Consider the following 13037-nt stretch of genomic DNA (forward strand, 5'->3'; position numbering starts at 1 on the left):
TCCGGGTATTTCATGGCAAGATTGGAGGTATTCCTGTGAACGATAAGTATTCAACGACGGAAGGTAAAACTTCTGAGAAGCTGTCGGACGAAGCTATGTTGAGTGCCCAATGGAAAAACATTGATTGGCATAAGGCAGAGCGGGAAGTCAACAGGCTACAAATCAGGATTGTCAAGGCAACTCAGCAAAAAGACTACAACGCAGTAAAACGACTTCAGTATCTTCTGACACATTCCTTTTACGCCAAAGCACTGGCTGTCAAGCGTGTCGTAACCAACGACGGGCGCAGAACTCCCGGTGTAGATGGTGTTCTCTGGAACACTCCGGCGAAGAAAATGGCAGCGGCTCTATCGCTGACAGATAAAAGGTATCGTGCACGTCCTCTCCGTAGAGTGTATATCGAAAAGAAGGACAAGAAGAAAAAACGTCCGTTGGGGATTCCCACGATGTATGACCGCGCAATGCAGGCTCTTTATGCTTTGGCACTGGAGCCGGTGGCGGAAACAACAGCAGATGGGAAATCCTTTGGTTTCCGAAAAGGAAGATGCGCACAGGATGCCTGCGAATATCTGTTCAATGCACTGTCGCGCAAGCACATTTCTCCGAAGTGGGTTTTGGAGGGTGACATCAAAGGTTGCTTCGACCATATCAGCCATGATTGGCTTCTGGCGAATATCCCCATGGACAAGAACATTTTGAAGCAGTTCTTAAAGGCGGGATTTATCTATCAGCGCGAACTCTTTCCTACCGAGGAAGGAACTCCGCAAGGTGGTATTATCTCCCCCATTCTGGCGAACATGACGCTGGATGGTATCGAGAAGAAGCTGGTCAAACGCTTTCACACGAACGCGCTCGGTAAGGTCGATTCAAGATTTAAGAATGCCCACAAAGTAAACTTCGTCCGCTATGCAGACGATTTTGTGGTCACAGCGGCAACACCTGAACTGGCTCTTGAAGCAAAGGAGCTGATTCGAGAGTTTCTCGCTGAACGCGGATTGGAACTTTCTGATGAAAAGACCGTTGTCACCAACATTGACGATGGTTTCGACTTCCTCGGCTGGAACTTCAGAAAGTATAACGAAAAGCTGATTATCAAGCCTTCCCAAAAGGCGGTTAAGGCTATCGTTTCCAATATCTCTGACACGATTCTCCGCAGAGGAAAAGCGTGGCAGCAAGATGTTCTGATTATGAAGTTGAATGAACAAATTCGAGGTTGGACTAATTACCACCAGTCCGTATGCGCAAGTGATGCGTTCGCGCATCTGGACTATGTCCTGTACGAACTGCTGTGGCGATGGGCTAAAAGACGGCACCCAAAGAAGAACAAGTGGTGGATTTCCACGAGATACTGGCATCGTGTCGGTAATCGGAACTGGGTGTTCTCTACGGAAAACAAGGAGCTGATACGGGCGGACAGCACAGTCATTGTGCGACATACCAAGATAAAAGCTACTGCAAATCCGTTCCTCGATGAGGCGTATTTCCAAAAAAGGAAATTCGATAAAGGAATGCACCGGCTGACTGGAAAATTCAAGATGATTTGGAAAAAACAGAACGGACTGTGCTACCACTGCGGAATGCCGATGGATGTAACGGAAGAAAGAGAAATCTTCTACCTTGCACCAAAGGCAAAGGCTGGCATGGAAGATGTTCGCAATATTACAGGCCCTGCTCTAATGGCTGAGATTGGTGATGTCAGACGTTTCAAAAACAAGAAAGCTCTCGTTGCCTTTGCCGGCATTGATGCACCACCGTTCCAATCTGGAAACTTTGAATCCAAGTCACGCCACGTTTCCAAGCGCGGCTCACCTCATTTGAGGCGCACTGTATTCCTTGTAGCAAATATTATTCTAACCTTATCCCACAAAGATAACAGCGTCTTTTGCTTTATGGACAAAAAGCGCGCTGAAGGAAAGCACTACTACGTCTACACGATTGCTGGCAGTGCAAAATTTCTAAGGATCTACTATGCGCGAGTATCTGAATATTTGCGTACCCAAGAGCCCCCTGCAGCTGCCATCTGTTTAGATTGCAAAGATTAAGGATTTTTCTATAATTTGAAAACTCTGCTGACAGAACTCTCCTGTCGGCTTATTAAAGTTGCCGGATGCTCGCTGCACCCGGCAACAATTGCTGGCGGTGCTGGACGGCGGCAAGTGCATTTTGCAGTTGCGTGGTGTCAGACCATTTCTTTCTGACAAGTACGACCTGACCCAGCATCCCAACTACAAGCTGACCTCCGACTACGACCCCAAAAACACCTTCGATATTGAAAAATATCTGAACCGAAAAGAAAAGATCCACCCCGGTGATGAGTTCATCGTGGTGGACGCTGATTCGCTTCCGTCTGCCTGACCCGGTAGGCGGTTTTATTTTTGACCAGAGAGGTACACCAGCAAGCCCACTTCCGCCGTAGTTTGCGGCTTAACAGCAACAGCTTCAGGTGTGTACGGGCGGTCTACAACTTTCATTTATAAAGGAGAAACGACTATGGAATTCTTTAACTCTGTTATCGAAGTTCTTCAGACTCTGGTTGTCGCTCTGGGTGTCGGTCTCGGCGTGTGGGGTGCCATCAACCTGCTGGAAGGTTACGGTAACGACAACCCCGGCAGCAATGCTCATGTGCCATAAAGTAACACTACATAATCAAATGACCGCTGCCCACTATTCAGATTTATAAAAACGCATTAACGCTGAAAAGTGAAAATCGGAGGTCTGATTATGAATAAGCTCTTATCTTGTGAATTTAACATCGACACGGGCAACGTAGAATGTCGCTTTGCAGACGGGACAATGATATCAATCGACTGCGATGTTGTAGAGGATACCATTGACGGAACACTACCATTTGTAAGAGTGCGTACTGAGCTTGACTGGCTCATTTATAACGCGCCACGAGAGTATGTGCAGCTCGTGCTAAACGGTGGATTGAATGCATATTTAAAAAACTCACGGTGAGCACGGCTTGCTCGATTGATAAAAAGCAGCTTGTATTTCAAGAGCCAAATCTCTGTGTCGCACAAAGGTTTGGCTCTTGAAATATTCTCATGAAAACGAACTTTAATCCGGCTTCATTGCACTTACTACACAAAAAGCAGAATGCAATATCGGACTTTTCTACCAGAACAGCAGCACCGTGGCAAAGTACATCGGAATGTCAAGTATCAGTATAGGACACTCATCAATAACCTTTTGCGCAATTCCATCGATGCCTTGCAAAAGCTGATCGCACGGCGGTTTTCTTTTTTATAGGCTTCGATGCGTCAGAACAAAAACATATCGAAGCCTGAGATGCATTAAAGGCCGAGGATACTTATACCGCTTTCCATTTTCGGATGGAAAACAGTGTCGGTACCCTTTTCTTTAGTGCATCTCTTTTTTTGTTGCCAAGAAAAGCCCGCAAGCTGTCCCGCAGTGAAGTGTCCTCAACCTCCGCATCCGGCGGAAAGGATGCTTCATGTTTCTTTTTGCCCATTTTTCGTGGCTGGAACTGGCCGCACGGTATCCCTAGCAACTCCAAATTTTTGACTTTTCACGCTTTATCGAAAATTTGGAGGTTTAATATGGGCTTCAACAATGACCTTGAGCGCATTCGTTTGGAAAATCAGTGGAAAAAGCTGCGGGTTCAGTATCGGGCAGCTGGTATGTCCGATGAAGCAATTCAAGCAATGTATGAATTTGATTTTCAAGTTGTCAACTCAGAACAAACGTATTATCGCCATACGGTTGATCTTTCCATTAGCAATACCGAAGCTGGCGACTCACGCGACACAAAGCACTACCATGAAGTCATTTTAACAACCGATACATACCATGAAACTAAAAGTCACTTTGCATGGATTGGGGAAATTGAGGATGAACGGTTGCTCTCTGCTCTGGAAAAATTGTCCGAAGACGAGCTCAGACTTTTGACGCTCTATGCTTATGAGGGCTACACCGAAGCCGAGATTTCTAAAGTCTTTAATATTTCACAGCCCGCAATTCATAAGAGAATTGCAAAAATTACTATATTTTTGAAGAAATTCTGATTTCTGGTTATAATTTGACCTCTTTCGTGAGCTAGTAAGTGAGAGGACAATTCACCAAATCGGCTCCTGCCGCTGGCAAAACGTCCGCACTCGCGAACCTTGAAAGTTGAATAGTTCAGTTGTTCGGTACTCAGATAATGATACTTCCGTAATTCGCGGCCCGGTCAGGATGTAGGCGGGGTGGCTGAGATGCCAATGAAGCGGTACAAATCCGCTGCCGAATGATTCCCCACTCGCAGGGAGCCGAGGGCGAATATGCGAGACCTTAACATATTTTATCAGGAGCGGCCGGATGCCGTTTTCGGTCTCCGGTCACTCCTGTTCTTTTACATATTTATCCGCCATTCACTTTTTACCGACACGGAGGACTGCTCAAATGGATGAGTTGAATCCTACGGTGCGCGAACAGGAGCTCTACGAGGAGATGGAACTGACCCCGGAAATGATCAAATCTATCCGAACCCTCTGTGCGACCTGTCTGCGGCATTTCGTAGAAGCCAAGGCTTTCAAAATCGCTCTCGTACCGAGCGCAGACAAGAGCATGGATGTTTGCACCGTCTGCCAAACCCGGCGCGGTCACGATTACGTTGTCATGCACCGCTGATGCCGGTGCTTCATTCCAATCACCGGGGAGGTGATGCGTACCGTATAAGTAAAACCGCTTTCATACTTTAACAGAAGCCCACTGCCTAGGAGGTACAGCGGGCTTCTTACATATCCAGATGGAGGTTCGCAATTGGAATCCACTTTGAAATTCCAACGCGGAGACATCTACTTTATTCGACTGGGCAGCGGCACCGGTTCCGAACAAAGCGGAACCCGCCCTGCAGTCATCCTGCAAAACGATGTGGGCAATGCCTATTCACCGACTTTGATCGTTGCGACTTTGACAAGTAAGACAGAAAAGAAAGCTGCGCAGCCGACCCATTGTCTGGTGGAACCGGAAAAGCTGGAGCCTTCCATCGTTCAAGCTGAACAGATCTTCACCATCGACAAGAGCCGTATCCAGAATTTTGCAGGACACCTCACCCCGGAAGAAATGAGCCGGGTCGATGATGCCGTGAAGATCAGCCTTGCCCTGAACCCGATGGGGAGTATCCAAAAGCTGAAACCCATCATCCGCTCCACGGCGGCTTACGCACCGCCTGAAGTGGTTGACGGTAAACCGCCCGTCTATCCCTACACACCCATCAAATCCGATTTTGAGGACGCAGGGACGGTCGAAGAAATGATGTTATACACCGAACTGCAATCCGCTGTTCATGCCATGATTCAGCGGCTCGAATACAGCTTCACCTTTAATCCCAGCCTGCTCACCAGCCCGAAGCGTAAGAAGCAGGTGGCTGAGATTTTGACTGAAGCCGAAAAATACATTTGGCGAATCAAGGAGGAAATGCGATGCGCCTGAAAAACGACACGAACAATTTTGCCGCTTCTTTCAATATCACCCCGCCTTACCAGATGCTGGTGCTTCACAGCAAGATGCTGATTTATCCCCGTGAACTTTATCAGCGGGGTGTACAACGCAAGCGGGTGGAAATGATTGCTGCCGACTTCAACGAATACGTTGCGAACGAACCGAAGGTCAGCTTCCGCAACGGCAAGTATTATGTAGTGGACGGTCAGCACACCATCGAGGGGCGCATCCTCCGCAATGGCGGCAAGGATTTGCCGATTCTCTGCAAGGTCTACACCGGCCTGACGATGGAGCAGGAAGCCCTGTTCTTCGCTGAACAGAACGGCCACGCCGCGCCCCTGACAGCGGGCATCAAGCTGCGCGCCAAGGTCGTGGGCGGCGATGCTCCTTCCAAAGCGTTTCTCGCAGCCACCAACCGGGTTGGTCTGGCGTTCAACTATGACAGCCTGCAGCTGAGCGACTACCGCATCAGCTGTGTGGGCACCGCGCTCAAGCTGTACAACCAGATGGGTGAGAAGATCTACTGCGAATCGCTGCGGCTGATCGTTGCCGCATGGGAGGGCAAGCCCGATTCGTTCCGTGCATCTGTCCTGCGGGGCGTGATGCACTTCGTGGAACTGTATCACGGCGAGTTCAGCGAAGAACGGCTCATCCGTGCGCTGGGCAGCGTCCATCCTATGGAGATCTACCGTGTCGGCAGGGATAATCCCGCCAAGCTGCCCGGATGGAAGAAATACGTTTTCCCCATCTACATGGCCTACAACGGCAAAGGTCGCAAGGACGCTCTGCCGATGAAGTTCTAAAACATATTCTCTCTGCCAAGGGGCATCTGCAAGCTGCGGATGTCCCTTGTTACATATTGAAAATTACAATATATAGGAGTGATGATACAATGGTCGATAAGTTTTCGCAGGTCGCTGGCAACGTTCCGGTGACCAATAACGACCCGAATCGCCGATATACCGTTATCAATGGCTATCCTGTCGTCCTCAATTTTGCAAAAGAACCCAATCCGGGTGTCTTTGAGCGTGTCCGTGACATCCTGCTCGCCACCAGCTATACCAAAAAGACCAGCTGACATCGTGGACGAGGACAAAAGAACGCGCTATACTGAGGATGGCAGTGGTATTCGGAGCAATCCATGAACCACGACCAACCGTTCTTTGATAACCGAATATCGTTCATCCTCGCTTTTATAGCGAAAGTGAGGAACCCCCTATGACTGAAAATAAAAACCGTGTCTGCTGCCTGTACCGTGTTTCCACCGACAAGCAGGTGGATTTCAACTCGAACCATGAAGCAGACCTTCCCATGCAGCGCAAGGCGTGTCACAAATTTGCCGAAGCAAAGGGCTGGGTCATCGTCCATGAAGAACAAGAAGAAGGCGTGTCTGGTCACAAAGTCCGCGCAGAAGCCCGTGACAAGCTGCAAATCATCAAGGAATACGCCCGAAAGGGCAAATTTGATATTCTGCTGGTGTTCATGTTCGACCGTATCGGACGCATCGCAGATGAAACGCCATTTGTCGTAGAATGGTTTGTACGAAACAGCATCCGGGTATGGAGTACCCAAGAGGGTGAGCAGCGATTCGACAACCACACCGACAAATTGCTGAACTACATCCGCTTCTGGCAGGCAGACGGCGAAAGCGAAAAAACTTCTGTCCGTACCCGTACCAGCCTGCGGCAGCTTGTGGAAGAAGGACACTTCAAGGGCGGCAGTGCGCCGTATGGTTATGACCTTGTGAAAAGTGGCCGCATCAACAAGCGCAAGCACGAACTCTACGAACTTCATATCAATGAGCAGGAAGCCGAAATCGTTCGGCTAATCTTCGATAAATATGTATACGAGGGTTACGGCGCACAGCGGATCGCCACCTATCTGAACAATGCTGGATACCGCGCCCGCTCTGGAAAGTGCTGGCATCCGGGCAGCTTGCGAGGAATGGTCGGCAATCTGACCTATATGGGCGTTCTCCGCTGCGGAGATGCACGCTCCGAATTGATGCCCGAACTCCAGATCATCCCGCAGGAAGAGTTTGAAGCTGCACAGCGTATCCGGGAAGACCGTTCTGCCCACGCAGCGGAAGAAGCTGAACACCATGTTCCTCTTCGTACCCGTGGACAGGCACTGCTTTCCAACAACGTTTACTGCGGTCACTGTGGTGCAAGGCTTGCCCTGACGACCAGCCGGAAATGGCGTAAGCTCTCCGATGGTACTCTGGACGATACGCTCCGCATCCGCTACACCTGCTACGGAAAACTCCGCAAGCAGACGGATTGCACCGGGCAGACCGGCTACACTATGCACATTCTGGATGAGATCATCGACAAGATGGTTCGCCAGATTTTCTCCCGCTTGAGAGGCATCCCCAAAGAGCAGCTTATCACCAGCCGCTATGCGAAGGAAACTGTGGAGCGCAAGAACCATCTGCAAGCCCTTCAAGCAGAACGCGACAAGGCCGAAAAAGACCTGCTCGCCTTAAAAGCCGAGATTCTGGCTGTAATCAAGGGGGAGAGTGCTTTTCCGAAAGACACTCTTGCCGAGATGATCGCAGCACAGGAAAAGAAGCACACGGAGTTGGAAACTCTGTGTGAAGAAGCCAGTGCAGAACTGGAGCGAAACGCTGAATTGATGGCAAACGTATCGCAGCTGTACGAAGAATTGATCTCTTACGCAGACCTGTACGATAGTGCCAGCTTTGAAGCAAAAAAGATGATCGTCAGCCAGCTTATCCGCAGGGTAGACGTTTATCGCGGATACCAAATCCATGTGGACTTCAACTTTGATCTTGCACAGTATTTGGAGAATAGCGATGAACTTGCTTGCTGACAAACACAAAAACACCGTTGACTTCGATTTGAAATCAACGGTGTCTGTAACTCTCATTTGAGCCAATGGTGGAGAATACCGGGATCGAACCGGTGACCTCTTGCATGCCATGCAAGCGCTCTCCCAGCTGAGCTAATCCCCCATAATTTTCCAGAAGTGGAAGCCTCTGGAAAAGAGATGCTCAAACAAGAAATGCTTTATGAAGTTCAGTTGTGGGGGTGCGTGAGCACACTGCTTGGGCTCCCAGCTGAGCTAATCCCCCAGATGTTCGTGCCGTGCCTGACGACAGGAGTAATTATACCAGCGCTTTGCCGGATTGTCAACAGCTTTTCTGGATTTTTCGCAAAAAAATTCCCGCCGGGGGAATGCCCTTCCCGGCGGGAAAAATGACTGCGAAAAAACTTACGCTCTTGCGTTCTGCCGGTCGAAGATCTGGGGTGCGACACGGATCAGGATCACCACAAGGACGGTGGTCAGGATGGCTTCGGGCAGCATGTAAGTGGCGTTGTACAAGGCGCTGTACAGCCAGCACAGACCGTCCACGCTCATGCTGGAGATCCCGGGGAAGCCGATCTCAGTCATCCAGCTGAAAGCGTAGTCGTAGTCCTTCCAGACGATGTAACCGGACAGAAAGCTGCACAGGAAGCGCAGCAGGCACACCACAAAGGCACTGACACCGACACCCACGGTACGGCTGCGGAAAGGCTTTGCGATCAGGCAGGCGAAGCCCAGTACCGTGAAAGCCAGAAGGTAGTCCAGCAGCACGCAGCCCACCTGCGCCGTGAGGGTCTGGCAGTATGCCAGATTGCCAAGGCCCTGCACAAGCTGGATCAGGCTGTTGACGAAAGCGGTCATGACGCCCCACTTTGCGCCGTGGCGGTAGCTCATTACCAGAATGGGCACCATGCTGAACAGGGTGATGGAACCGCCGTGGGGCATGAGCGGGATCTGGATCATGCTCAAAACGGTGGACAGCGCGATTATCAGTGCACCCTCCACCAGAATGCGGGTCTTGGAATAGGTTTTGGTCATAAGGATTCCTCTTCTCAGAACGATAGTACACAAAAACAAAATACGCCCGCTTTTCAGCAGGCGCACGGGGTTTGTGAAAGAACGGACAGTTCTGCAAACTCCCACGCCGGCATTGTCCGGTCTGGTAAAAGGGTACTCCGCACAATGCGGATCTCAGCCTTTCGGCACCCCTGTTTTTATGTCCGTATAAAAGTATAGCGCATCTGGTGCAGAAGTCAAGCCCCGGCGGCACATATCTGCCCCGTCAGGCGCATAGGCTGTACCATAATACAGCAGGAGGGATCCGGGCATGAAGGGAGACCCTGAGCAGAGAGCAATACAGCTGGGCGAGTACATTGCGGCCCATCGCACCACCGTGCGGGCGGCGGCTGCGGTGTTCGGGTGCAGCAAATCCACGGTGCACAAGGACGTGGCCGTGCGGCTGCGGACGCTGCAGCCGGAGCTGTTCCGGCAGGTGCGGGCTGTGCTGGCCCGCAACAAAGCCGAGCGGCATCTGCGCGGCGGCGCAGCTACCCGGCGCAAATACAGCCGCAAATGAGAGACGGCGCGCTTTCCGTTTTTATTCCGGAAGCGTGCCGCCTGTTTTACTGCTGGTTCTGGGGGTGGAACTGGCTCAGTGCGCCCTTTTCCAACCGACTGACCTGTGCCTGACTGATGCCGATCTCCTGCGCCACCTCCATCTGGGTCTTGCCCTGCAGGTAGCGCAGCTCCATGATCTTTTTCTCCCGCGGGGTCAGCCCGGCCACCGTCTGGCGAAACTGCAGCCCGCTGATCCAGCTGTCCTCGCCATCCGGGTCCCGCACCTGATCGATCACGTACATGGCATCGCCGCCGTCGGTGTACACCGGCTCATCCAGACTGATGGGCTCCACCACCGATTCCAGCGCCGCCGTTACTTCCCGGCGGGTGAGCCCGGCACTCTGCGCGATCTCGTCCATGGTCGGCTCGCGGCCAAGCTGCTTTTCCAGCGTCTCGCGGCTCTGCATGGCCCGGTAAGCGGTATCCCGCAGGCTGCGGCTCACCCGCAGGGCGTTGTTATCCCGCAGAAAGCGCCGGATCTCGCCAATGATCATGGGCACGCCGTAGGTGGAGAAGCGCACCGGCTGGGCGGGGTCGAAATGATCGATGGCTTTGATGAGCCCGATGCACCCCACCTGAAACAGGTCGTCCAGATTTTCGCCGCGCTGGGCGAACCGCTGCACCACGCTGAGCACCAGCCGCAGATTGCCCTCCACCATCCGCTCCCGCGCGGCGGCATCGCCGGTGCGCACCCGGGCCAGAAGCTCCCGCTTTTCGGCCTCGGTCAGCACAGGCAGCTGGGCCGTGTTCATGCCGCACAGCTCCACTTTGTTGTACATCCAAACGCCCCCGGTCTGTTTTTGTTCTCACCGGGAGTATGGGATGTGCAGCGGCATCGTATGCGTGGAAAAAACTGTGCGCTTTCCCGTTTGGCAGGAAAGCGCGGCAAAATATTGTTTTTTGTGCGGATCTATGATATGCTGTATTTGCGGCGGCAACGCCGCCATCAGGCGCTGTGCCCACAAAAGCAGAACGGGTTGCGGCACCCAGCATCCGCTTCGTGTCTTGAGCGGCACTCGCGTCTTGCTGGCCGCGGCCCCAACCTCGCCTCCCTGTTTCCGCCATAGGCGGCGGTCGGCTCCGTTGCAGCTGCTCCTTACCGGTACTTGGGTGCCGGCTAAAGACGATTTTTTCTTGAAAATCTCGTTCTCCCCGGATGCCCAAGGGCGGAAAGGGGGGATGCACCATGACGTTTGAACAGGTCGTGCTTCTGCTCACGCTTCTCGGCGGAGCGATCTACGTTACGTTTGAAATTACATGGACTGTTTCTCACAGTGATGACAAAAAGAAAAAATGACCGCCTCGAGTCCCAATCCGAGCGGTCATCTTTTCTTGACTAATCCGGTAAGGAACTAGCCGTTTGCAGGGCCAGCGCCTTTTGTAGTTTTATTATATGCGAATCAGCGCGGATTGTCAAGCCCGGCGGGCGGCAGTTCGCGTTTTTCCACTTCATTCGCTTTCCAGCTGGGCCTTTAATGTATGGATGATCCGCTTTTCCAGCCGGGAGATATAGCTCTGGCTGATGCCAAGGGCGTCGGCGGCTTCCTTCTGGGTGCGCTCCACGCCGTCGGCAAGGCCAAAGCGCAGCTCCATGATCTGCCGCTCCCGTGGGGACAGGCTGTCCACGGCACGGCGCAGAATGGCACGCTCGGCGTCCTGTTCCAGCCGCTGGCTGATCTGATCCTCGTCGCTGCCAAGAATGTCCGAGAGCAGCAGCTCGTTGCCGTCGCCGTCCACGTTGAGCGGCTCGTCGATGCTGGCCTCCTGTCGGCGGTTGGAGCTTTTGCGTAAGTACATCAGGATCTCGTTGCCGATGCAGCGGCTGGCGTAGGTGGCCAGCTTGATGCTGCGCTCCGGGGTGAAGGTGTTCACGGCCTTGATGAGCCCGATGGTGCCAATGCTGATCATATCCTCGGCGGGGACCCCGCTGTTTTCGTACTTTTTGGCAAGGTATACCACCAGCCGCAGGTTGTGGGTGATCAGGTCGTCCCGGGCGCAGGCGTCTCCCTCTGCCATGCGGGCCAGCAGGGCTTTTTCCTGCTCCGGGGTCAGGGGCGGCGGCAGACTGGGCGCGCCCGCCAGATAATGGGCACCGCCGCAATATCGCAGCCGTGCAAGAAGCCGCTGCCAGAACAGCCGGAATGCAGAAATACCATGGAACATGAGATCTCCTCCTGTACATCTATAATATAAGCGTCAGCGGATGCCCAGCTGCCCGGCCAGCTCACTGCCAAGCAGCGCGGTCCAGTGCTCCGGGGGCGTTTCCGGGCGGCAGAATGCAGCCAGAAAACCCTGTACCCGGCGGCTGCCCACGCGCAGGGCTTTGGCTGGGACCGCAGGCAGCACACAGTGCCCGGCAATGGTGGTGCAGGGCACCAGCCGCACCCCCAGCTCCGGCGGCGGTGCCGTGCCGCAGGCAAAGTAGCTGTCCAGAAAGGCCCGTAGCGCCTGCGGCAGGCCGTCGCGCACAGAGGGGTAATGCAGCAGCACCACGGCCCGCCCGCTCAGCGGGTCCTGCACCGAAAAGCCGGTGTCGCACAGCGCCTGCACCGGCAGGGCGGCACTGTCCAGCTCCAGAACGGCGGCGACGCTGCGGGGCCCTGCCCGGCCAAAGCAGAACAGCACCGCCCGCAACAGGGCAGATACGGCCCCGCAGCACAGCAGCAGCCGCCCCGGAGAAAGGGCAAAGTACACGCAGAGGTTCGCGCTCTGCACGCCGGGCAGCACCACCGCTCCGCACAGCAGCAGGTTCAGCAGCAGATACCACGCGCACAGCCGGGCAAAGCCGCGCGGGCCGGGCACACCATAGGCAGCGGACACAACGGCACCGCAGGTAAAGACTTTGCAGAGCACCGCCGCCGCACCGGGCAGCTCCGGCAGCAGGATGCCAAGCGAGAAGGCCGCTGCTGCTGCACTGCCTGCCAGCAGGCGCAGGCCGCTGCACTGCCGTGCACACAGCAGCCCGGTGCACAAAAGCAGCATTGCTGCGGCCAGAAAGTTCGTCAGCAGCAGCTCATCCAGATAGATCACAGTTTTCATAGAAAAAGTCCTCACACATTCCAGTATCTTCCAATTACAGAAAAAACCATGTCGATGCGCTGAAAAGCCGGGCTTTTGTAAAGATTTTGAGACCGGATTTTCACAAGTTA

Annotated in this window: 12 protein-coding genes, 1 tRNA gene, 4 pseudogenes and 1 riboswitch; of the genes and pseudogenes, 12 read left to right on the forward strand and 5 right to left on the reverse strand. The window is 53.3% G+C overall.

The window, feature by feature from the left end; translation table 11 throughout:
- Positions 1-95: 95 nt before the first annotated feature.
- The 11 genes and pseudogenes from ltrA to ACNSPV_RS08595 form a co-directional block, all read left to right on the forward strand.
- Positions 96-1340: pseudogene (ltrA, locus tag ACNSPV_RS08545) on the forward strand (group II intron reverse transcriptase/maturase); the annotation flags it as partial.
- 297 nt (positions 1341-1637) lie between these two features.
- A pseudogene (locus ACNSPV_RS08550) lies at positions 1638-2042 on the forward strand (transposase); the annotation flags it as partial.
- A 91-nt stretch (positions 2043-2133) separates the two neighbouring features.
- Positions 2134-2355, forward strand: a pseudogene (locus ACNSPV_RS08555) (type IV secretory system conjugative DNA transfer family protein); the annotation flags it as partial.
- Between the two features lie 135 nt (positions 2356-2490).
- Positions 2491-2619, forward strand: a pseudogene (locus tag ACNSPV_RS08560) (Maff2 family mobile element protein); the annotation flags it as partial.
- A gap of 102 nt (positions 2620-2721) precedes the next feature.
- Positions 2722-2958, forward strand: a complete 237-nt coding sequence (locus tag ACNSPV_RS08565) for a DUF6061 family protein (RefSeq protein ID WP_097782582.1) — start codon at positions 2722-2724, stop codon at positions 2956-2958.
- Positions 2959-3563: 605 nt separating this feature from the next.
- Entirely contained in the window at positions 3564-4028 is a 465-nt protein-coding gene (locus tag ACNSPV_RS08570; RefSeq protein ID WP_348583704.1) for a sigma-70 family RNA polymerase sigma factor, read from the forward strand.
- A 376-nt stretch (positions 4029-4404) separates the two neighbouring features.
- Positions 4405-4632: a hypothetical protein gene (locus ACNSPV_RS08575; RefSeq protein ID WP_112146599.1), complete on the forward strand. Its 228-nt coding sequence runs from the start codon at positions 4405-4407 to the stop codon at positions 4630-4632.
- A 132-nt stretch (positions 4633-4764) separates the two neighbouring features.
- Complete coding sequence (locus ACNSPV_RS08580; RefSeq protein ID WP_348583703.1) at positions 4765-5436, forward strand: type II toxin-antitoxin system PemK/MazF family toxin; 672 nt, start codon at positions 4765-4767, stop codon at positions 5434-5436.
- Positions 5427-6248 (forward strand): DUF6551 family protein, encoded by an 822-nt coding sequence (locus ACNSPV_RS08585; RefSeq protein ID WP_348583702.1) that lies wholly within the window; start codon positions 5427-5429, stop codon positions 6246-6248. The genes ACNSPV_RS08580 and ACNSPV_RS08585 overlap by 10 nt, the downstream gene beginning before the upstream one ends.
- Positions 6249-6337: 89 nt before the next feature.
- Positions 6338-6523 (forward strand): hypothetical protein, encoded by a 186-nt coding sequence (locus tag ACNSPV_RS08590; protein WP_055190497.1) that lies wholly within the window; start codon positions 6338-6340, stop codon positions 6521-6523.
- A gap of 140 nt (positions 6524-6663) precedes the next feature.
- Positions 6664-8277, forward strand: a complete 1614-nt coding sequence (locus ACNSPV_RS08595) for a recombinase family protein (RefSeq protein ID WP_348583701.1) — start codon at positions 6664-6666, stop codon at positions 8275-8277.
- A gap of 66 nt (positions 8278-8343) precedes the next feature.
- Here the strand turns inward: ACNSPV_RS08595 and ACNSPV_RS08600 are convergent.
- Both ACNSPV_RS08600 and ACNSPV_RS08605 read right to left on the reverse strand, forming a co-directional pair.
- Positions 8344-8419, reverse strand: a tRNA-Ala gene (locus tag ACNSPV_RS08600).
- Between the two features lie 260 nt (positions 8420-8679).
- On the reverse strand, positions 8680-9309 hold the full coding sequence (locus ACNSPV_RS08605) for an energy-coupled thiamine transporter ThiT (protein ID WP_348583700.1): 630 nt from the start codon (positions 9307-9309) through the stop codon (positions 8680-8682).
- Between the two features lie 82 nt (positions 9310-9391).
- Positions 9392-9491: riboswitch (TPP riboswitch) on the reverse strand.
- Positions 9492-9598: 107 nt separating this feature from the next.
- Between ACNSPV_RS08605 and ACNSPV_RS08610 the strand changes: the two genes are divergently transcribed.
- The gene (locus ACNSPV_RS08610; protein ID WP_249238464.1) at positions 9599-9847 is read left to right on the forward strand and encodes a sporulation transcriptional regulator SpoIIID; all 249 of its coding nucleotides are present in this window, start codon (positions 9599-9601) and stop codon (positions 9845-9847) included.
- Positions 9848-9893: 46 nt separating this feature from the next.
- Here ACNSPV_RS08610 and sigG read toward each other — a convergent pair whose 3' ends face one another.
- From sigG to ACNSPV_RS08625, 3 genes are all read right to left on the reverse strand, one after another.
- A complete protein-coding gene (sigG, locus tag ACNSPV_RS08615) occupies positions 9894-10667 on the reverse strand; it encodes an RNA polymerase sporulation sigma factor SigG (RefSeq protein WP_348583699.1) in 774 nt (257 codons plus the stop codon).
- Positions 10668-11337: 670 nt separating this feature from the next.
- The gene (sigK, locus tag ACNSPV_RS08620) at positions 11338-12051 is read right to left on the reverse strand and encodes an RNA polymerase sporulation sigma factor SigK (protein ID WP_348583698.1); all 714 of its coding nucleotides are present in this window, start codon (positions 12049-12051) and stop codon (positions 11338-11340) included.
- A 33-nt stretch (positions 12052-12084) separates the two neighbouring features.
- Positions 12085-12927: a sigma-E processing peptidase SpoIIGA gene (locus tag ACNSPV_RS08625; RefSeq protein ID WP_348583697.1), complete on the reverse strand. Its 843-nt coding sequence runs from the start codon at positions 12925-12927 to the stop codon at positions 12085-12087.
- Positions 12928-13037: the final 110 nt, after the last annotated feature.

The sequence above is a fragment of the Faecalibacterium sp. 3 genome, from assembly GCF_048323735.1.
GTDB lineage: Bacteria > Bacillota > Clostridia > Oscillospirales > Ruminococcaceae > Faecalibacterium > Faecalibacterium wellingii.